The organism is Nocardia vermiculata NBRC 100427 (assembly GCF_001613265.1).
Lineage (GTDB): Bacteria > Actinomycetota > Actinomycetes > Mycobacteriales > Mycobacteriaceae > Nocardia > Nocardia vermiculata.
This window is the reverse complement of sequence record NZ_BDCA01000017.1, coordinates 1-19,717: the sequence shown is the minus strand read 5'-3', so window position 1 is coordinate 19,717 and position 19,717 is coordinate 1. Positions and strand designations below refer to the sequence as shown.

Genomic DNA, 19,717 nt, shown 5'->3' with positions numbered 1-19,717 from the left:
AGGCTCGACTCGCACGCAGGGGGCGTGGTGGTGTCAGGCGCAGGGCAAGGGCTGGGAGCGAGCGTGAAATTCGATACGACGACCGTCATCGGGCCGGTGCGGCGGTTGCTGGCGACGGCGCAGAACGGAATCGAGGTCATTCGCTTCGGCGGTCTCGCCCACGACCTGGAGTCCTCGCCCTACGAGGTCGCCGAACGCAAGCGCATGTATCGTCTGCGCCGCTACTTCCCCGACGACGCCCCTGCCGCCGATCGTCCGGTGGCGCTGCTGGTCCCGCCCCTGATGGTGAATGCCGACATCTACGATGTGAATGCCGAGGAGGGGGCGGTAGGAATTCTGCATCGTGCCGGAATCGACTGCTGGGTGGTCGATTTCGGATCTCCGGCCACCGAAGAAGGCGGCTGGCAGCGAGATCTGGCCGATCACGTGCTCGCCGTGTCGAATGCGATCGACACGGTCAACGAGCGGACCGGTCGCGCGGTACACCTGATGGGCTATTCGCAGGGCGGCATGTTCGCCTACCAGACCTCCGCGTTCCGCTACGGCAAGGGCGTGCAGAGCATCGTCACCTTCGGCAGCCCGGTCGATATCGTGGCCGGTCTGCCGTTCGGGTTGCCCTACGGGCTGGTGTCGGAGGCCGCCGACTTCATCGCCGATCATGTGCTCAACCGGCTGCCGATCACCGATTCCATGGTGCGCCTCGGATTCCAGATGCTGGATCCGATGAAGACCGCGAAGGCCCGCATCGACTTTCTGCGCCAGCTGCACGACCGGGAGGCGCTGCTGCCCAGAGAGCGGCAGCGCCGATTCCTGGAACAGGACGGCTGGGTCGCCTACTCCGGGCCGGCTGCCGCCGACCTGCTCAAACAGTTCGTCGCGCACAACCGGCTGATGTCGGGTGGTTTCGTGATCCGGGATCAGCCGGTCTCACTGGCCGAACTGAAATGCCCGATCCTCGCGTTCGTGGGGGAGGTCGACGATATCGGCCAGCCCGGCGCCGTCCGGGGAATCGTGCGCGCCGCTCCCAACGCCGATGTTTACGAGGCCTCCGTGGTCGCGGGACATTTCGGGCTGGTCGCGGGATCGACGGCGACCACCCGGACCTGGCCGCTGGTGCGCGACTGGGTGCGCTGGCTGGAAGGCAGCAGTGATCTGCCCGACGACATCGCCCCCATGGGGGAACATGTCGCCGCCGACCGGCAGACCTCCGCGGTCAACCGGGTCGTGCACACGGCGGCAGGCCTGGCCGAGGCCGGCGCGGGACTCGGTGCGACGCTGGGGGTGCTGGCCGGTAGAACCCTGCGCGGTTCGGTGGAACTCACCGGTGAGGCGGCTCGTGCGCTACCTCGGCTGACCCGGTTGGGGATGATTCAGCCACACACCCGGATTTCGCTGGGCCGCTTGCTGGCCGAGCAGCAGCGCAGCACACCGCAACAGGATCTGTTCCTGTTCGACGACCGGGTTCACACCCACGCCGCGGTGGGGGAGCGCATCGATAACGTGGTGCGCGGGCTGGTATCTGCGGGCGTGCGCCCGGGCGCCCGGGTCGGCGTGCTCATGGAGACCAGGCCGAGCGCGCTGGCGACCGTCGCCGCGCTGTCCCGGATCGGTGCCGTCGCGGTCCTGCTGGCGCCGGGTAGTGAGATCGGCCGGGCGGTCGAATCCACCCGGACCACGGTGATCGTCGCCGATCCGGAGAACCTGCGGGCCGCGGTGCAGACCGCGTGCCGGGTGCTGGTGCTGGGCGGGGGAGCCGCCCGCACCCTGGCCGTCCCGGCCGGGGCCGAGGTGTACGACCTGGAACAGGTCGATCCGGCGACCGTGACGCTGCCGGGGTGGTTCCGCCCAGACCCCGGGCTCGCCCGCGAGCTGGCGTTCATTCTCGTCACCGGTACCGGTGACAAGGTCGAGCTGAAATACATCACCAATCAACGCTGGGCGGTCTCGGCCTTCGGTACCTCCTCCGCCGCCGATCTCGACCGGCACGACACCGTGTACTGCCTTGCCCCGCTGCATCATTCGTCCGGACTGCTGGTCAGCCTCGGTGGGGCGATCGCCGGTGGCAGCCGGATCGCGCTGGCCCGGTCGCTGGATCCGCCGAGCTTCGCCGAAGAGGTGCACCGCTACGGCGTCACCGTGGTCACCTACACCTGGACCATGCTGCGCGACATCCTCGATGCCGGTACCTTCGGCGACGGGCATCCGCATCCGATCCGCTTGTTCATCGGCTCCGGCGTCCCGGCCGGGCTGTGGCGGCGCACCGTCGAACGATTCGCCCCGGCGCGGGTACTCGAGTTCTACGCCTCCATCGAGGGCGACGTGGTGCTGGCCAACGTGGCGGGCGTCAAGATCGGCTGCAAGGGCCGACCCGTACCCGGGACCGCGAAGGTGGAACTGATCTCCTACGACCCGGTTACCGAGCAGATCATCACCGATGCCCGCGGTTTCGCTCGCCGCGCCGCCGACAACGAGGTGGGTCTGTTGATCGGCCGTGCGGGTGGGGCCGCCGATTTCTCGCGCGGTGTGCTGCGGGGCGTCTTCGCGCCCGGCGATGCCTGGACCGCGACCGAGAACCTGTTCCGCCGCGACAGCGACGGGGACTACTGGTTGATGGATCGTCGTGACACCGTCATCGTCACACCGCGCGGACCGGTGTACACCCAGCCGATCGCCGACGCGCTCAACGATATCGCCGCCGTCGATCTGGAGGTGGTGTTCGGACGCCGTACCGCGGCGACCACGCTCGCGGTCGCCGCAGTGAGTGTGCGGGCGGGCCATCGCCTCGAGCCGGCCGACCTCACCGAGGGGCTGCGCGCGTTGGACCGGGCCCAGCGTCCCGACCTCGTCCACGTCGTCGACGAGATCCCCCGCAGCTCCAGCTTCCGTCCTGCCACCGATCGGGTGCAGGCCCGGGTGCGCCCGCAGCCGGGTGCCGGGACCTGGTACTACAACCGCGAGACCGACACCTACGAGGAGCTCACCGAGGCGTCGGCGGCCACCCTGCCGGCCTGACCCGCACGTCGGACCGTGAACCCGCGCACCGCGTCGATCACCCGCTCCACCTGCCGATCCCCGAGATCGGGCCACAGCGGCAGGCGCACCAGCGTCGCGGAGAACTCCACGGTCCGAGGACACGGCACCGTGGTCCGGCCGAGTTTCTGCCCGGCCGGGCTGGAGTGCAGCGGCACATAGTGGAACGGTGCGCAGATTCCGTGCTCGCGCAGGTGGGCGATGAGCCGGTCCCGGCCGGCCTCGGTTGGGGTTCGTAGGTAGAACAGGTGCGCGGTGTGCTCGCGGTCGGCCGGTACCTGCATCAGCCGGATATCGTTGCGCGCGGCCCAGTCCGGCAGTGCCGCGGAGTAGCTGTTCCACACCCGCAGCCGCCCGGCCTGGATCCGATCGAATTCCGACAGTTGCGCATCGAGTACCGCTGCGTTCAGTTCGCTGGGCAGATAACTGGATCCGATGTCCTGCCAGGAGTACTTGTCGACCGCGCCGCGCAGGAAACGTGCCCGGTCGGTGCCCTTCTCCCGGATGATCTCGGCACGATCCATGAGGATGTCGTCGGTGAGCAGCACCGCACCGCCCTCGCCGCAGTGCACGTTCTTGGTGTCGTGGAAGCTCAGCGCCCCGACCGTGCCGATGGTGCCGAGTGGACGTCCCCGCCAGCGACCTCCCAGCCCGTGGGCGGTGTCCTCGATGATGGCGAGCCCGTACGCCCGCGCGAGCGCGAGTAGCCGGTCCATATCGGCGCCGACCCCGCCGTAGTGGATCACGACGATCGCCTTGGTGCGGCGGGTGACCGCGGCCGCCACCGATTCCGGATCGAGATTGCCGCGCTCGTCGATATCGGCGAAAACGCAGGTCGCCCCGCGCACCGCGACGGCGGTCGCGGTGGAGGTGAAGGCGAAACTCGGGACGATGACCTCGTCGTCGGGTCCGAGCTCGAGTAGCAGACCCGCCATCTCCAGTGCATGCGTGCACGAGGTGGTCAGCAGGGCGTGCCGAGCCCGGGTGATCGCGCGCAGCTTCGCGGTCGCCGCGCCGGTGAAGCGGCCGTCGCCGTGGCTGTGGTCGGAGGCCAGTACCGCGGCGAGATTCGCCAGCTCGTTCTCGGCACGATAGGGGCGGCTGAACAGAATCCGCTCAGCAGTCACCGGCACCGTGCCCTGCCTCCACCGCGACCGGGGCCGGCGCGGACGGTCTCGGTGCCGGTGCATCGACGGTGAGATACAGCGGTTTGCCGACCAGCACGTGCAGTGCCAGACCGAGATATTCCGCGATCAACCCCAGCGAGAACAGGATCGCGCCCGAGACCAGCAGCAGCACCACGATCGTCGATGCCCAGCCCTCCGGGTCGCCGCCCGAGCCGATCAGTGCCCGGCAGATCACCACCGCCGCCATCGCCGCGCCCGCGACCGCCAGGCTCACTCCCAGCAGGCTCACCAGCCGCAGACCGCGGGTCCCGCTGCACAGCACCATCTTCCAGAACAGCGAGAACAGGCGACGATAGTTGTACCCCGACTCCGGGCGCCCCTCCGCGCGCAGCCGCACCGGCACCTGCGCGGTATTGTCGACCACCCAGGTCAGTGCCACATCCAGATATACGCCGTTACACGCGATATCGGCGAGCCGGCGAGCGATATCGCCCCGGATGAGCCGGTAGCTTTCGAACCGGGTCGAATCCGGGAAGGCGAACACGGTGGCCAGCGCGAGCTTGGCCCCGCGTGAGCCGAGGTTGCGCAGCACACCGTGCGGGCGGGTGTTCGTCGGCTTCGAATAGACCAGGTCCGCGCGCCGGCTGAGCGCGGTGTCGAGAAATGCGGCGATACATCCCGGATCGTGCTGGCCGTCCTCGTCCATCGTGACGACCCAGTCGCCACCGGCCGCGGCCATTCCGGCGATGGTGGCGGCATCCTGCCCGAAATTTCGGCTGAGCCAGATCGTGCGGACCTGGGGGTACCGCGCCGAGAGCTGTTGCAGGACGACATCGGAACGGTCCGGCCCGTGATCGTGCACGAGCACGATCTCGGTCACCGCGAAGGGAGTTCCCTGCGGGGTGACCGAGGGCAGTGACAGCTCGTGTAGTTCGGCGACGAGGCCGGCGACGGTGTCCTCGCCGCGGTACACCGGAATCACCACCGATACCGAGTGGGCCGGTTCCCCGCCCGGGTGCGGGCCCGGGGCCGGCGCGGTGCCGAGGGCGGGTGCTGTCGCGGACGGAATCGGCATCAGCTGGTTCGACTTTCGATGACGGTACGCACGGGGCTCCCTCGCCGTTATGCAGAACGCAAATCGAATCGGGGGCACTGTAACACGGTGGTTGCTGCGGTTTTCAACTCCTGCGCCCGGACGGCGGCGCGGTGCCGACGTGACTGCCGTCACCGACCGGGTAGGGTCTGACAACCGTGGTGGAAAGTGCAGTGTCGACGGTGACGCTCGCCGATTCCGAGCACGACGGACGGCCGAGTGTGGCTCCGGAGCCCGAACCGGTTGCCGGAAAATCCCCACGGGCGGTCGTGACGCGCTGGGTGCTGATCACCGGCCTGGGGGTGATCGGTGGATATCTTGCGGTGCTGCTTGCCAATTCGCGGCATTTCTATACCGACGACACCGAATCCCAGTACGCACCGCTGTGGGTGATGCTGGGCCGCCACCTGCGCGCCGGTGAGCTGCCACTGATGGTGCCCGAACGGTGGATGGCCGGGAACTACACCATGGAGGAGGCGGGACTGTTCAACCCGCCGCAGTTGCTGATCGATCTGATCGCGCCCTCGGTGGACAATCTGGTCCTGCTGGCCACGGTCGTCAAACTGCTCTTTTCCCTCGTCGCCGCGCTCGGGGTGTACCGGATCTGCCTGGCGTACGGCAGTCGGGCGTCGTGGGCTGCGGTGGCGGGCATCGCCTTTCCGTTCTCGGGCTGGTTCCTGTTCTTCGACGAGGCGAGCTGGGCCACCTCCCTGTCCGGCATCGCCTGGATGTTGCACGCGTGGGCCAGTGCGGTCCGGTATGTTCGCGGCCCGGCGGGCGACCGGTGCCGCTATCGCTGGAGCACTCGCGGCTACGGTCCGATTCCGCTGTTCGTATTCCTGTACCTGACCATCTCGGTCGAATACGTCTTCCCCGCGGTCGAAGCGGCACTGATGCTGGTGGCCGTCGCGGTGGGAGAACTTGTCGCGCAGCGCGGATGGCGTCCGGTCCTACGGCTAGCCGTCGTCGCGGGTGCCGCCGGAATGGCAGGTCTGATGACCTATCTGCCGAGCATGTTGTCGGCCGGGGTGAGCTGGCGGGGCGCCACAGAGATCGTCAACGACAATTTCCTGACCGTGCCGTGGTCGGAATCGCTGAATGCCGGCCTGCCGTCGGCAATGCCGGCGTTCACCTCCTGGTGGGGCTATGTGCAGCCGATGCCGGTCACCTACATAGCGTGGTTCCTGATTCCCGCGACGGCCTTCGTCGACTGGCGTGCCGCCCGCGCGGCCGGACGGGAACTGGTCGGCGTGGCGCTGTTCGCGATCATCTTCCTGATGTGGGCGGCCGGTCCCGGCACGATGGGTCCGTTGCGCTGGCCGGCCCGCGTGCTCCCGATGGTGGCCGTCGGACTGCTGATCCTGGTCTGTGTGCTGCTCGGGCGCTTCGGCACGGTGCGGCAGTGCCGGTCCCGGGTGATCGCGGCGGCGCTGCTCATCGCGGTGCTGTGGGTGCGGACCTGCGCTGCCGATCCGCAGGCCGTGCAGTGGCATGTGCTGTCTGCCGTCGCCGTCGGTGTGCTGGGCGGGGCTGTGGTGTGGCTGGGCATCCGCCGCGGCAGCGCGGCGGCCGCGATGCTGACCGCGGTAGTGATGATTCCGATCGCCTACCTGCAGGTCCATGCGGCACAACCGACCCCGATGGGCTGGAATCTACCGGCCGATCGGGCACAGGCCGAGGCGGCCTTCCCGGAATTCGACGGGCAGACGATCCAGCTCGGCGACCGCGCACTGATCCCGCCCGAGGAGCGCACACTCGAAGGCGCGTACGGCTCCCTGGTTTTCGGCAACTACGCCGCGGACGTGAACCGGAACTACGTCAACGGCTATACGCCCAACGGATACTACTGGTTCGGCGACATGCTCTGTATGCGCTGGGATTCCAGTGTGTGCCCCGATGCGTTCCGGCGGTTGTTCGCTCCCGAGCCGACGACCGGCCAGCCGCCGGTGGATCTGATGAAACTCGACCGGGTCGTGCTGCAACGCGCCTTGTTCCCCGGCGTCGATGCGTGGCACGCGCCACCGGGCTGGAAATGGGTCGACTATCCGGGCCACGAGCGGTACATCCGGGTTCTGGAACGCGAACAGGGCCTGATCTCCACACACAACGGCCGGATTTCCGGCACACAGGGTGTCGAGGCGGCCGCGCAGGCGGAATCGTGGGCGAGCAGCAGGGTGCGCGTGAGTTCGGACGCCGGCGGGCGGGTGGTGTTCGCGCGGCTCGGCTGGCCCGGATACCGGGCCACTCTCGACGGTCATCCGATTCCGATCAGTACCGTCGCGAAAACCTTTGTGGCCGTCGATATTCCGGCCGGGACCAATGCGGCCACCCTGGAGTTGAGCTGGCGGCCACCCGGCTGGAAGGCCGGCATCGGCTCCGCGATCGCCGGACTGCTGGTACTGGGTGTGATGCAGTGGTTGTACCTGCGGTCGCGTCGGCCCGCCCCGGCTGCGTCGGCGCGGGAAGCGGTCGTGGAGTCGTGAAGGCCGCGGCGGGCGATACCCGAGCACCCGTTCTGCTGCGACTGATCCGGCGCCAGGAAGTCGCTTTCGCTGCGGTCGGTGCCAGCAACACACTGCTCGGTATCGCGCTCACCGTGCTGTGGCTGCAGGTGCTGCCCGGCGGATGCCCGCCCGCGGTGGCGGTCGCGCTCGCCTACGTGATCAGTGTCGTGTTCGCCTTCTTCGCCCATCGCACCCTGGTGTTCCGGGTGCGCGGCCGGCCGTGGCGCGACTTCGCCCGGTTCGCGGTGGTCAATTCGGGTGGTCTGGTCCTGAACATGACCGGGGTGCAGTGCGCTGTCGGTGTTCTCGGCCTGCCCGAAACACCTGCCACGGTGAGCGTGATGGGTGTGATCGCGGTGCTCAGCTTCTTCGCCCACCGGCACATCTCGTTTCGCCGGGCGGACCACGGTGTCTATCGGGGCGCCGGGTAGGTTGTCGGATATGGCGGAGCAAACCCTGGATCCCACCCTGCTGAGCCTGCTGGCCTGTCCGCAGGACAAGGGGCCGCTGTCGCTGGTCCACGACGCCGACGGCAGCAGCGTGCTCTACAACCCGCGGCTGCGCTGCGCCTACCCGGTCGACAACGGCATCCCGGTACTGCTGGTGGACGAGGCGCGCCCGGTCGGCGATGCCGAGCACGAGAGCTTTACCGCGCAGAGCTGACCGGGTCTGCACCCGCGGCATTCGGTGCGCCGAATGCGAGCGGCGTCGGCAGGCGCGGTGCCCGAGGCTCGCAGCCGTCGACTGCCTCGCGCCGGTTCAGTCCCTCGGTTCGGTGATCGGCAGATCGTCCAGGAGATAGCGCTGAATGGTCGGCCCGATCGTGGCGGCCAGTTCGTCCAGTGGCATCGAGGCGATCGGTTCGACCCGGAGAATCTTGCGTGCCACCAGAAGTCCGATCATCTGCGATACGGCCAGCACGACGCGGGTGGTGCCGGTTCCGGGTGGTGAATCGACCCGTTCCCGGACGTCTTTGAGCGCCACTTCGAGCAGGAAGGCGCGGGCCAGCGGTGCGTCGCCGCCCGCCAGCACGCCGCGGAACGCCGCCACCGCGTGGACACCGATCGAGGAGTCCCAGGCACCGACCACGGTGCGTACCACCGTTTCCCCGAGATCGGCGTCCGGTGCCGCCCGGATCGGCGCCCGGATCGCCTCCGGGTCGATCGGCAGATTCAGTGTGGCGGCGAACAATTGCTGTTTGCTGCCGAAATAGTGATGCACCAGGGCCGGGTCCACCTGTGCTTCCACCGCGATCGAGCGGATCGACGCCTTGTCGAACCCGACCTCGGCGAAGCGGTTGCGCGCGGACTCCAGGATCGCCTCGCGCGCCCCCGAGTCCCCGGATCGCCGCCCGGTGCGGCGCCGCGCGGCGCCGGTCATGCCGTCCGCCGACGCAGAGTTGCCGCGCCCAGCGCGAGTGCGACGGCGGCGAATGCGGCGACGATACCCAGGTCACGCCACATCGACAGGGTGGCCCCGGGGTGACGGGACACCTCCTGCAGCGCGTCGACCGCATAACTGAGCGGCAGCACATCGCTGATGATCTCCAACCAGCGTGGCAGCTGATCGCGGGGGACCAGCAGTCCACACAGGAAGAACTGCGGCCCCACCACCAACGGCATGAACTGCACCGCTTGGAACTCGGTGCGGGCGAAGGCACTGGCGAGCAGGCCCAGCGCCACTCCCAGCACGGCGTCGACCACGGCGATCAGCAGTACCAGCCAGGCACTGCCGGCCGCTTGCAGATCGAGCAATCCGAACGCGATCAGGCAGGCCAGGCCGGCTTGGGCGGCGGCGGCGACCGAGAAGGCGGTGCCGTATCCGCCCAGCAGATCCAGTTTCGACAGCGGCGTCGTCATCAATCGTTCCAACGTTCCCGAGGTGCGCTCGCGCTGCATGGCGATCGCGGTGATCAGGAACATCACGATGAACGGGAGGATGCCCAGCATGCTGATGCCGACCCGGTCGAACAACGACGGCACACCGGGCACGCTGGGTGTCTCGTGGTACACGAAATACAACAGCACGAGCAGCAACGAGGGCACCAGCAACAACATCGCCACGGTGCGCCGGTCGGCACGTAGCTGGCGCAGGATCCGAGTCGTGGTGGCGGTGTAGCAGGCGAGCGGCCGGGGCCGGGGCCGTGCGAATGCGGTGGTGGTCACGACTCTCCCTTCGTGATCAGAGCGAGAAATGCGTTCTCCAAACTGGTTTCACCGGTGTCGGAGCGCAGTCGATCGGGGCTGAGCTGGGCCAGAAGCTCGCCCTCGCGCATCAGCAGCAGCCGGTCGCAGTGGTCGGCTTCGTCCATGACATGACTCGACACCACCAGTGTCCGGCCCTGTGCGGCCAAGTCGCGGAACTGTTTCCACAGTTCGGCGCGCAGTACCGGATCCAGTCCGACCGTCGGTTCGTCCAGGATCAGCAGTTCGGGGTCCGCGACCAGCGCACAGGCCAGCGAGACCCGGGTGCGTTGTCCGCCGGAGAGCTGGTTGCCCCGGTGGCGCACGTGTGCGCCCATCCCGACCTGTTCGATCGCGGTCCGGACGTCCCCGCCACCGTGTCCGCTGAGGGCGGCGAAGTAGGAGACGTTGTCGTGCACGCTGAGGTCGTCGTAGATACTCGGCGCCTGGGTCACGTAGCCGACGCGCGCTCGCAGCCCGCGGCTGCCCGCCGCCTCGCCGAGTACGCGAACACTGCCGGCCTGGATCAGTTGTGTCCCGACGATGGTGCGCAGCAGCGTGGTCTTGCCGCACCCGGACGGACCCAGCAGTCCGGTGATGCTGCCCGCCGGAACGGTCAGCGAAATATCGTGCAGGACCTCGTGTCCGCCGCGGTGCACCCGCAGGTGCTCGACGGTGATCGCCGGGGACGAATCCGGTTCCGCCACGGTTCACCTCTCCTTCGCACGCCGGTGCAACTTTTCACCAAGCGTTGAATTCATTACCTGATGAATTCTGCCCGCAGTCGCGCGCCGGCGCAAGAGAGGATGTGGTGCGTCAGTGGTGTCCGGATATCCGTGCCGGGGGTGCGGTGCCCGGCTCCACGACGAGGAACTGACCCATCATGCCCTGGTCTTCGTGCCAGAGCAGATGGCAGTGATACATGTACGGATGTTCCGGATCGCCCGGCCCGTCGAACCGCAGCACCAACCGCATCTCACTACCGGGTGCCAGCAGCACGGTGTCCTTCGGCCCACGCAGCGGCGGAGGTGGTGGTGCGCCGTCGACCGCGGCCACCGCGAACTGCACATCGTGGACGTGGAAGTTGTGCGCCATCCCGTCGGTATTGCGGACGATCCAGATCTCGGTGGTACCGCGTTCGACGATCGCGTCGATCCGGTCCATCGCCATCGTGGCGCCGTTGATGCCCGGGAGCCGCATCTCGAAGTGCCGCTCCCGCACCGAATCCGCGGCCCGCGGCAGCGTCGGTGTTGCCAACCGGGTCGGCAGTGCGGCACTTGCGCGCAGCGTATCGGCGGCGCGGAGTTGCAGGACGTCGAAGGTGTCGTCTCCACCGCTGAAACGGCGGTTCCAGAATCCGGTGCCGAGGTCGGTGGGATAGGCCCGGACCGCGACCCGTTCCGAGGGGCGCATCCGCACCACGATCTCGGCCCGTTCCCCCGGGGACAGCCGGATTCGCGTGGCATCGACCGGATGTTCGAGCACGCCGCCGTCGGTGGCGACCAGCGCGAACGAACGGTCGTCGGACAAGCCGAAGGTGAACACCCGCGCGGACGCGGCGTTGAGCAGTCGTAACCGGATCAGCTCGTCGCCGACCGTGCGATAGGGGGCGAGCGTGCCGTTCACCATGGTGCGGTCACCGAGAGTGCCGGTATCGGAAAAGATTCCGCGACCATGGTCCATGGCGGTGCCGCGAAAACGCACATCCTGCACGATCATCGGCAGATCGTCGACGCCGTAGGTGTGCGGCAATCCGGTGACCACGTCGTCGTCGATCAGGAACAGTCCGGCCAGCCCACGCCGCACATGGGATTCGGTGGCGCCGTGCGGATGTGGGTGATACCAGAGCGTGGCGGCGGGTTGATCGACGGTCCACTGCGGAGACCAGGACGCACTCGGCGCGATCATCTGATGCGGCCCACCGTCGGCAACCGCAGGCAGATGCATGCCGTGCCAGTGCACTGTCGAGGCCTCGGGCAGGTGATTGCGAATATCGACACGAACCCGTTCCCCGCGCTGCGCCCGCAGCGTCGGGCCGAGATAGCTGCCGTTGAACCCCCAGGTCGGTGTCTCTCCGTCGGGAAGGAACCGGGTGGTGCCGGCGCGCATGTCGAGTTCGAACACGCGGGTCCCGTCCGGGTCGAGCCGGCTGTCGGCCTGCGGCGGAATCCGTAGTTCGTTGGTGAACGGGGTGCCGACGGTACTCACCTTCGACGATCGGTACGACCACGTGACCCAGATGCCGGTCGCGATGGTGACAGCTACGAGGAATACACTGAGCCACAGCAGTATTCGGCGAAATCTGCCACGTGGAAGCGAAGTCATTGCTCGACGGTAGGCGCGGAGGCGATCCCGCCACATCGGTGAGCGCCCGGATCTTCAGTGTGGATCCACCCTGAACTGTCCCTGAACCGAGTGCCCGGGTCGGCCGCCCGCGGCGATGCCGGTCTCGACGGTGCGAGCGCTCGAGGAACAATGGCTAGCCGTGTCTGCCGAGGAACTCGCCGTCGAACCACTGGCCGCCGCTCGTCGTGTGCTCGGTGCGACGCTGTGGTCGGGGCCGGTCGGCGTCCGCATCGTCGAGGTCGAGGCCTACGGCGGTGACCCGGCGGGGCCGTGGCCCGATCCGGCGGCGCACTCCGGGCGCGGGCGCACGCCACGCAACGCCGTCATGTTCGGGCCGCCCGGAAGGCTGTACGTCTACTTCAGCTACGGCATGCACACCTGTGTGAACGTGACGAGCGGACCCGACGGGGACGCGAGTGCGGTGCTGCTGCGCGGCGGTGAGGTGATCGCGGGGCACGAGATCGCGCGCGCACGCCGCCCCGCTGCCCGCACCGATGCGGCCCTGGCCCGCGGGCCGGGAAATTTCGGGAGCGCACTGGGGATCGAGCTGGGAGATTACGGAACGGATCTGTTCGATCCGCAATCGCGGATCCGGCTGGAACTCGGCCCGAAGATCAGTGATCCCTCGACTCTCGGAGTCGGGCCGCGGGTCGGGGTCAGCCTCGCCGCAGACCGCCCGTGGCGCGTGTGGTTGCGCGATTCGTCCGCAGTGTCGGCCTATCGCCGCAGTCCACGCGCCCCGGAGGTCGGCACCTCGGCCTGACGGTCCGCCTCCGCCCGCGGGGCCGCCTGTCGCCGCGAACGAAACCGCCCAGGCACGGCGTACCGCGAACCGAACCGGCTGGGCGCCGCAGCCGGCACCGGTGGGCGCCGCGGATCGGCGCCTACCGGCAGGCTGAGGCCGCGGCGGGGCGGGAACGGTCCAGGCTCGGCGGAGGTGCGGGAACCCGTCAGCGGCCTAGCGCGGTGGCGACCGGTGCGCGCTGGGCGGCGGCGATGATCGCGGCACGTTCGGCGCCGGCCCCGGTGTCGGCGACACCGACGGCCCATCCGGTCGCACCCGCGCACCGGAATTCGGTGCAGGCGACGACCCTCGCGTCCGGATCGCTCGTCCGGTGCTGCGTGGTGCCCAGGATCTCGATCGTAATACCGTGGTCGGCAAGGACTTTCAGCAGACCACTGGTCGCCGTCTCCGTCTCGGTGTTCGGCTCACCGGCGAGGTCGACCGTGCCGCCCGGCTGCGGTGTGTGCACCGAAACGGTGTCGCCGTCCTGCACCCGGATGCGGCCGAATTCGGTGTCGATCTCCGTCCCGCGCGGGCCGTAGACCGAGCCCAGCAGCTCCCACAACCAGCTCGCGCTGACCTCGCTACCGCTGTCGTCGGTGTGGCGCTGGACATGCCGGGCGAAGTCGATCTGCAGGCGCCGCGGCAATTCCACCCCGTAACCGGTCTGCAGCAGATAGGCGATGCTGCCCTTGCCGGACTGCGAATTCACCCGGATCACGGCATCGTAACTACGTCCGACGTCGGCCGGGTCGATCGGCAGATACGGGATCTCCCAACCGATCTCGGATTCTCCGACGCCGGCTCGAGCGGCTCGGCGGGAGTGCTCGGCGAATCCCTTCTTGATGGCGTCCTGGTGGGTGCCGGAGAACGCGGTGTAGACCAGGTCGCCGACATAGGGATGCCGCTCGGGCACCGGCATCCGGGTGCAGTACTCCACCGTGCGGCGGATTTCGTCGATATCGGAGAAATCGATCATCGGATCCACGCCCTGCGCATGCAGATTCAGCGCCAGTGTCGCGATGTCGACGTTGCCGGTGCGCTCACCGTTGCCGAAGACACAGCCTTCCACCCGTTGGGCGCCGGCCAGCACCGCCAGTTCGGCGCAGGCGATCCCGGTGCCGCGATCGTTGTGCGGATGGACCGACAGGATCACCCCGTCACGTCGGCTCAGGTGGCGATCCATATATTCGATCTGGTCGGCGTAGACGTTGGGCGTCGCGACCTCCACCGTCGCGGGCAGGTTCAGTACCACCGGTCGCTCCGGCGTCGCATCCCACAGTTCGGTCATCGAATCACACACCTGCAGCACGAAATCCGGTTCGGTGAGCATGAAGACCTCGGGGGAGAACTGGAATCGGCGGTCGGGCCGGTCACCGGCCAGCCGGGCGATCTCGCGCCCGCCCGCGGTGATCAACTCCGCCAGTTCGTCGCGCGTGCGGCCCAGCACCACGTCGCGCCACAGCGGGGCGGTGGCGGCGTACATGTGGATCACCACATCGTTGGTGATTCCCTGTACCGATTCCAGGGTCCGCTCGATGAGGTCGGCGCGTGCCGGGGTGAAAACCACCAGGGTGACATCCTCGGGCGCCAGGTCGGCATCGCGGATCAGGCGTACGAAGTCGAAATCGGTCTGCGAGGCGCTCGGGTAGCCGACTTCGATCTCCTTGTATCCGATGTCGACGAGCATCTCGAACATCTTTCGCTTACGCTCCGGATCCATCGGCTCGGCCAGGGCCTGATTGCCGTCGCGCAGATCGACCGGAACCCAGAGCGGGGCCGCGGTGATCCGGTTCGCGGGCCAGCGACGGTCGGTGAGCGGAACCGAAACCCGCTGGTACACATCGCGATAGCGATGCGAGGGCATGGTGGAGCGGCGCTGGCGATTCCAGGTGGGGGTGGGGACGTGCATGAGGGTGCTTTCGCGTCGGAGAGGGCGACCGGCGCAGCTGACAACCCGCGGGCAGGGTGCCGGTCGTTCAGACCCCGCCGCGGCGGCCGAGGAGAAGCAGTTCCTGTCCCATGTCGGCTACGATAGCTGTGCAAAACTCCTCAGACAAGTAGAGAGGTGAGGGCGTTGGTGACGGTGCGCAGGCAACCGCTGGCGGCGCAGGCCGCCGAACTTCTGCTCGACCGCATCCGGGCGGGCGAATGGCAGCTGGGCCACAAACTGCCGGGCGAGACCACCCTCGCGGCGCAACTGGGGGTGGGGCGTTCCACGCTGCGCGAGGCGATTCGCGAGTTGGCCGGACACGGTGTACTCGAAAGCCGGCAGGGCGCGGGTGTTTTCGTCACCGCGCTGGAGGTGGCCGAGGAGTGGGACGAGGTGCTGCGCCGGGCCGACATCGTGGCCGTGGTCGAGGCGCGCATCGCCATCGAGGCCGAGGCAGCGGCGCTGGCCGCCCAACGCCGCACCCCCGCCGATCTGCGCACCATCCGCCGTGCGTTGTCAGCGCGGGCCGGGGCGGGTGCATCGGTCGAAGCGCTGGTCGATGCCGATACCGGGTTCCATCGCACCGTGATCGCGGCAGCACACAACGAGGTGCTGCTCCAATTGTTCGACGCCTTCGTCCCGCGCATCCACCTGACGATGTCGCAGCTCCTGCGGATGCGGCCGATGTCGGATCCGGCCGCCGATCACGAGGCCCACGAGCAACTGTTCGCCGCCATCCGCGAGCGCGCCGCCGATACCGCCGCGACCGTCAGCCGGGTCCACCTGACGGCCTTGAAAACAGCTCTCGGCCCGGCGCCGACGGATTCCGGGGTACCGCTCCGCCGGTAGCGATGAGCGCTCGCCGACCGCGCACGGCGGATCCGGCACGACATCGGCCGGGCGGCCGATCGGTCATCCCTCGGCGCCCGCGTCGCGCACCGTGTCGGTCGCGCCCCGATCCGCGCGCCGATGGACACCGGGGCTCACCCCGTACCGGCGTTTGAACGCTGCGCTGAGACTGAACGCGGTGCCGTAACCCACCTGACGAGCGATCGATTCGATGGTGGCGTCGGTTCCGCGCAGCAGATCCGCGGCCCGGGCCAGACGCCACTCGGTGAGGTAGGCGATCGGCGGATCACCGACGAGGTCGGTGAATCGGCGGGCCAGTGCGGCCCGCGAGGCACCGACGGTTGTCGCCAGTTCCGCGACGGTCCAGTCGTGTGCGGGGTTGTGTTCGAGCAAGCGCAACGCTTGTCCGACCACGGGGTCGGCGTAGGCGCGGTACCACCGTGGCGCATCCTCGCGGGCGAACCATGCCCGTAGCGCCGCGATCGTGAGCAGGTCCAGCAGCCGATCCAGGACCGAGGCCTGACCGGGGATGTCGCGGCCGGCCTCGTCGACGAGCAGTCCCAGCAGGCGCTCGTCGACCGCGTGCCCGTCCAGGATCACCCGGGCGGGCAGCGCGCGCAGCAACCGGTCACTGACACTGCCGGTCACTTCATAGGTCCCGGTGAGCAGTGCGGTGGTGCCGTCCGGATTCGTGCCCCAGCTGCGCACACCCAGATCCCATGTTTCGCAGAGCAGTTCACCTTCCGGTGTGGTCGTCGTCTGACCGGGATGCACCACGGCCTGCGGTGGTGTCGAGGGCTCGTCGGCCACGGTGTACGGATCGGGGCCGCGCACGATGGCGATCGCGCCCTGGTCGAGCCGGGTCGGTTCGCCGTCGTCGGGCACGACGTAGGCATGGCCGCGCGTCACCACCATCACCGTGAGCGGTGCCCGGTCCTGCACCCGTAGCGCCCACGGCGCATCCAGCAGCGAGCGCATGACGAAGGCGCCGCGAGCGCGCGGCCCGTCCAGCAGATCGGCGAGTGCGTCCATGCCTCGACCTTTGCGCAGAACCGGGTGGGCGGCAACCGGGTGCCGATCAGCACCGGGAACCGGTTGCCGCGCCCGGAATTCGTTGCGGAGGATCGGCATCGGAGGCTATCCGGCGGCAGCGACCGGCCAGCCTCCGGCGGCGGCGGTCCGGCGGGCATAGTCGGCGAACGATCGCGGCGGCCGGCCCAGTGCGCGCTGCACCCCGTCCGCGGTGTGGCTGTTGCGGCCGTCGAGCACGGTGCCGAAGACGTGGGTCAGCGCGCCCACGACCTCTGCCGGCACCCCCATATCCGTCAGCGAAGCGGTGTAGTCGCCCAGCGGTATCGGCTGGTACTCGATGTCGCGCCCGGTGGCGGTCGCGATCTCGGCCACCGCCTCGGCGAAGGTCAGTGCCCGCGGCCCGGTGAGTTCGTAGATCTCGCCGGTATGGCCGTCCTCGGTGAGCGCGGCAACCGCGACGTCGGCGATGTCCTCCGCATCGACGAACGGTTCGGTGACCGCATCCACCGGCAACACCACCCGGCCGGCAGCGACCTCCTCGGCCTGCACGTCCTCACTGAAATTCTGGTGGAACCAGGCACACCGCACGACGGTGGTATCGATGCCACTGTGCAGGGCGATCTCCTCGCAGCGTTGTGCCCCGGGCTCCCCGCGACCGGACAACAGCACCAGTTTCCGCACGCCTGCCCGACGTGCGGTCGCCGTCAGTTCGGCGATCGCGTCGTCGGATCCGGGGGCGGCCAGATCCGGCTGATAGGAGATGTAGACGGCTCGAGCGCCTGCCAGGGTGGCAGCCCAGGTGGAACGATCGGTCCAATCGAACCGCGGCGAGGTGGAGCGCGACACCGCGCGCACCTCGACACCACGCTCGGACAACCGCGCCGCTACCCGGCGGCCGGTCTTGCCGGAACCGCCCAGGACGACGACCGGCCCCACGGACGCACCGGTGCCGGCCGCGGCCCCGCCTGTTACGGCAGCGGGTGCCGATGTGGAATGTGATGCAGTGCTTGTTGTTTCGGTGGCATTGTCGCTGTGTTCGATCATGTTTCCAGTACACCCGGTGTGGCCCTCACGCACCATCGTCGTGACGCTCGCGGCCATACGTGAACGTCTACCTCCGGGTGCGGTGCGGGCGGGGCCGGGTGTGCGGTGGTGTACGCCGGTCCGATCGTGGCGAGCGGCACACCGGCCGACCCAGCACAGCCCGGCGGCGGGAGTGGGGAAAGATGGGGGAGCGTGAGCGCAGACATCATCGATGAACTGACCTGGCGTGGGCTGATCGCACAGTCCACCGATCTGGACGCCCTGCGGGCCGAGGCGGCGAAGGGTCCCATCACGCTCTATTCCGGTTTCGATCCCACCGCGGCGAGCCTGCACGCCGGGCACCTGGTGCCGCTGCTCACCCTCAAGCGGTTCCAGCAGGCCGGACATCGCCCGGTGGTGCTGGCCGGTGGTGCCACCGGTCTGATCGGGGACCCGCGCGAGGTCGGCGAGCGGGCGATGAACTCGACCGACACGGTCGCCGAGTGGTCCGAGCGCATTCGCGGCCAGCTCTCGCGCTTCGTCGACCTCGACGATTCGTCCACCGGGGCGATCATCGTGAACAACATGGACTGGACCGGCAACCTCAGCGCGGTCGATTTCCTGCGCGACATCGGCAAACACTTCTCGGTCAACGTGATGCTCGCGCGCGAGACGGTCAAGCGCCGCCTGGAGACCGACGGCATCTCCTACACGGAGTTCAGCTACATGCTGCTGCAGGCGAACGATTTCGTGCAGTTGCGGCGTACGCACGAGTGCCGACTGCAGATCGGCGGCTCGGATCAGTGGGGCAACATCATCGCCGGCGTCGAACTCAATCGCCGGCTCGACGGGGAACAGGTACACGCACTGACCACGCCGCTGGTCACCTCCGCCGACGGTAAGAAGTTCGGCAAGTCGACCGGGGGTGGCAGCCTGTGGCTGGACCCGGAGATGACCAGCCCCTACGCCTGGTACCAGTACTTCGTGAACACCGGCGATGCCGACGTCGTGCGGTATCTGCGCTGGTTCACCTTCCTCGACCGCGATGAGCTCGCGGAACTGGAGACCGCGACCGCGGAACGGCCGCATGCCCGCGAAGCGCAGAAGCGACTGGCCGCCGAGATGACCACCCTGGTGCACGGCGCCGAGCAGACCCGGGCGGTGCAGTTGGCCAGTCAGGCATTGTTCGGTCGCGGGGAACTGCGCGAACTGGACGAGCCCACGCTGTCGGCCGCACTGTCGGAGGCGGCGGGTGAGGGCGCCATCGCCGAGGCCGGCGCGGCATCGACCATCGTCGACCTCCTGGTGGACGCGGGACTGTCCGACGGCCGCAAAGCCGCGCGACGTGCGGTCGCCGACGGTGGGGCGTCGGTGAACAACATCCGCATCTCCGACCCGGAATGGGTGCCCGGCGAGGACGACTACCTGCACGGACGCTGGCTGGTCCTGCGGCGCGGCAAGAAGAACTTCGCCGGTGTCCGCAAGGCCGATCGCTGATCTTGGTCATGACCTGAGTCACATCTGTGTGATTCAGGTCGGGCCGAGGCCGATTCGGCTGTCGGTGACCTGCGTTGATGCTGAGCGACCTGGCGATTTGACCTTCCGTTCGGCGGCACGTAACTTAGTTCAAGTCAGAGCGACACGGACACCGACCCGGAGCCGAGAGCCCCGGGACAACGAGGTTGGACGATGAGCGCCTGGCAGCCAGTAAGGCCTAGCGGGATCGCAGTTTGACTTTGCGAGATCCGATGGTTAGGCTGGAAAACCTGCCTCTCAATAAGGCCAGTGAAACTGGCCGGATTGTTTGTGCGCC

16 protein-coding genes are annotated in these 19,717 nt (G+C 68.4%); 7 read left to right on the top strand and 9 right to left on the bottom strand.

Going from position 1 to position 19,717, the window contains the following annotated elements; translation table 11 throughout:
• Positions 1–63: 63 nt before the first annotated feature.
• Positions 64–3,012 (top strand): AMP-binding protein, encoded by a 2,949-nt coding sequence (locus tag NV2_RS18200; RefSeq protein WP_067875537.1) that lies wholly within the window; start codon positions 64–66, stop codon positions 3,010–3,012.
• On the opposite strand, the gene rffA is transcribed toward NV2_RS18200, so the two are convergent.
• Positions 2,967–4,157: a dTDP-4-amino-4,6-dideoxygalactose transaminase gene (gene rffA / locus NV2_RS18195; protein ID WP_067875534.1), complete on the bottom strand. Its 1,191-nt coding sequence runs from the start codon at positions 4,155–4,157 to the stop codon at positions 2,967–2,969. The two genes, NV2_RS18200 and rffA, sit on opposite strands and share 46 nt — an antisense overlap.
• Entirely contained in the window at positions 4,147–5,232 is a 1,086-nt protein-coding gene (locus NV2_RS18190; protein ID WP_084475010.1) for a glycosyltransferase, read from the bottom strand. Before NV2_RS18190 ends, rffA begins: the two co-directional genes overlap by 11 nt.
• Before the next feature lie 287 nt (positions 5,233–5,519).
• Between NV2_RS18190 and NV2_RS18185 the strand changes: the two genes are divergently transcribed.
• The 3 genes from NV2_RS18185 to NV2_RS18175 are packed head-to-tail and all read left to right on the top strand — an operon-like array spanning position 5,520 to position 8,417.
• Positions 5,520–7,733, top strand: coding sequence for a putative glycosyltransferase family protein (locus tag NV2_RS18185; RefSeq protein WP_157102965.1), 2,214 nt, complete (start codon positions 5,520–5,522; stop codon positions 7,731–7,733).
• Positions 7,730–8,185, top strand: coding sequence for a GtrA family protein (locus NV2_RS18180; RefSeq protein WP_067875531.1), 456 nt, complete (start codon positions 7,730–7,732; stop codon positions 8,183–8,185). The genes NV2_RS18185 and NV2_RS18180 overlap by 4 nt, the downstream gene beginning before the upstream one ends.
• A 10-nt stretch (positions 8,186–8,195) precedes the next feature.
• Entirely contained in the window at positions 8,196–8,417 is a 222-nt protein-coding gene (locus tag NV2_RS18175; RefSeq protein WP_067875528.1) for a Trm112 family protein, read from the top strand.
• Between the two features lie 96 nt (positions 8,418–8,513).
• Here the strand turns inward: NV2_RS18175 and NV2_RS18170 are convergent, their stop codons facing one another.
• The 4 genes from NV2_RS18170 to NV2_RS18155 all read right to left on the bottom strand — a co-directional run bounded on the left by NV2_RS18170 (position 8,514) and on the right by NV2_RS18155 (position 12,262).
• A complete protein-coding gene (locus tag NV2_RS18170) occupies positions 8,514–9,134 on the bottom strand; it encodes a TetR/AcrR family transcriptional regulator (protein WP_067875525.1) in 621 nt (206 codons plus the stop codon).
• Positions 9,131–9,919, bottom strand: coding sequence for an ABC transporter permease (locus tag NV2_RS18165; protein ID WP_067875522.1), 789 nt, complete (start codon positions 9,917–9,919; stop codon positions 9,131–9,133). Before NV2_RS18165 ends, NV2_RS18170 begins: the two co-directional genes overlap by 4 nt.
• On the bottom strand, positions 9,916–10,644 hold the full coding sequence (locus tag NV2_RS18160) for an ABC transporter ATP-binding protein (RefSeq protein WP_067875519.1): 729 nt from the start codon (positions 10,642–10,644) through the stop codon (positions 9,916–9,918). Before NV2_RS18160 ends, NV2_RS18165 begins: the two co-directional genes overlap by 4 nt.
• Positions 10,645–10,753: 109 nt before the next feature.
• On the bottom strand, positions 10,754–12,262 hold the full coding sequence (locus tag NV2_RS18155) for a multicopper oxidase family protein (RefSeq protein WP_067875517.1): 1,509 nt from the start codon (positions 12,260–12,262) through the stop codon (positions 10,754–10,756).
• Positions 12,263–12,422: 160 nt separating this feature from the next.
• On the opposite strand from NV2_RS18155, the gene NV2_RS18150 reads away from it, so the two are divergent.
• Positions 12,423–13,046 carry a DNA-3-methyladenine glycosylase gene (locus NV2_RS18150; protein WP_084475035.1) on the top strand — a complete coding sequence of 208 codons (624 nt, stop codon included), beginning with the start codon at positions 12,423–12,425 and terminating at the stop codon, positions 13,044–13,046.
• A 187-nt stretch (positions 13,047–13,233) separates the two neighbouring features.
• On the opposite strand, the gene NV2_RS18145 is transcribed toward NV2_RS18150, so the two are convergent.
• Complete coding sequence (locus NV2_RS18145; protein ID WP_084475008.1) at positions 13,234–14,979, bottom strand: 2-isopropylmalate synthase; 1,746 nt, start codon at positions 14,977–14,979, stop codon at positions 13,234–13,236.
• A 165-nt stretch (positions 14,980–15,144) separates the two neighbouring features.
• Here NV2_RS18145 and NV2_RS18140 point away from each other — a divergent pair, with 165 nt between their 5' ends.
• A complete protein-coding gene (locus NV2_RS18140; protein WP_067875852.1) occupies positions 15,145–15,849 on the top strand; it encodes a FadR/GntR family transcriptional regulator in 705 nt (234 codons plus the stop codon).
• A gap of 63 nt (positions 15,850–15,912) precedes the next feature.
• Here the strand turns inward: NV2_RS18140 and NV2_RS18135 are convergent, their stop codons facing one another.
• The gene (locus NV2_RS18135; RefSeq protein ID WP_067875849.1) at positions 15,913–16,881 is read right to left on the bottom strand and encodes an AraC family transcriptional regulator; all 969 of its coding nucleotides are present in this window, start codon (positions 16,879–16,881) and stop codon (positions 15,913–15,915) included.
• Positions 16,882–16,986: 105 nt separating this feature from the next.
• On the bottom strand, positions 16,987–17,925 hold the full coding sequence (locus tag NV2_RS18130; protein WP_084475005.1) for an NAD(P)H-binding protein: 939 nt from the start codon (positions 17,923–17,925) through the stop codon (positions 16,987–16,989).
• 192 nt (positions 17,926–18,117) lie between these two features.
• Between NV2_RS18130 and tyrS the strand changes: the two genes are divergently transcribed.
• On the top strand, positions 18,118–19,401 hold the full coding sequence (gene tyrS, locus NV2_RS18125; protein WP_067875511.1) for a tyrosine--tRNA ligase: 1,284 nt from the start codon (positions 18,118–18,120) through the stop codon (positions 19,399–19,401).
• The last annotated feature ends 316 nt before the right edge of the window (positions 19,402–19,717 follow it).

What these genes read in the sequence shown, in the direction of transcription:
- NV2_RS18190 (WP_084475010.1), bottom strand. Translation starts at nt 5,232, where the DNA reads ATGCCGATTCCGTCCGCGACAGCACCCGCCCTCGGCACCGCGCCGGCC.
- NV2_RS18175 (WP_067875528.1), top strand. Translation starts at nt 8,196, where the DNA reads ATGGCGGAGCAAACCCTGGATCCCACCCTGCTGAGCCTGCTGGCCTGT.
- NV2_RS18170 (WP_067875525.1), bottom strand. Translation starts at nt 9,134, where the DNA reads ATGACCGGCGCCGCGCGGCGCCGCACCGGGCGGCGATCCGGGGACTCG.
- NV2_RS18155 (WP_067875517.1), bottom strand. Translation starts at nt 12,262, where the DNA reads ATGACTTCGCTTCCACGTGGCAGATTTCGCCGAATACTGCTGTGGCTC.
- NV2_RS18145 (WP_084475008.1), bottom strand. Translation starts at nt 14,979, where the DNA reads ATGCACGTCCCCACCCCCACCTGGAATCGCCAGCGCCGCTCCACCATG.
- NV2_RS18135 (WP_067875849.1), bottom strand. Translation starts at nt 16,881, where the DNA reads ATGGACGCACTCGCCGATCTGCTGGACGGGCCGCGCGCTCGCGGCGCC.
- NV2_RS18130 (WP_084475005.1), bottom strand. Translation starts at nt 17,925, where the DNA reads ATGATCGAACACAGCGACAATGCCACCGAAACAACAAGCACTGCATCA.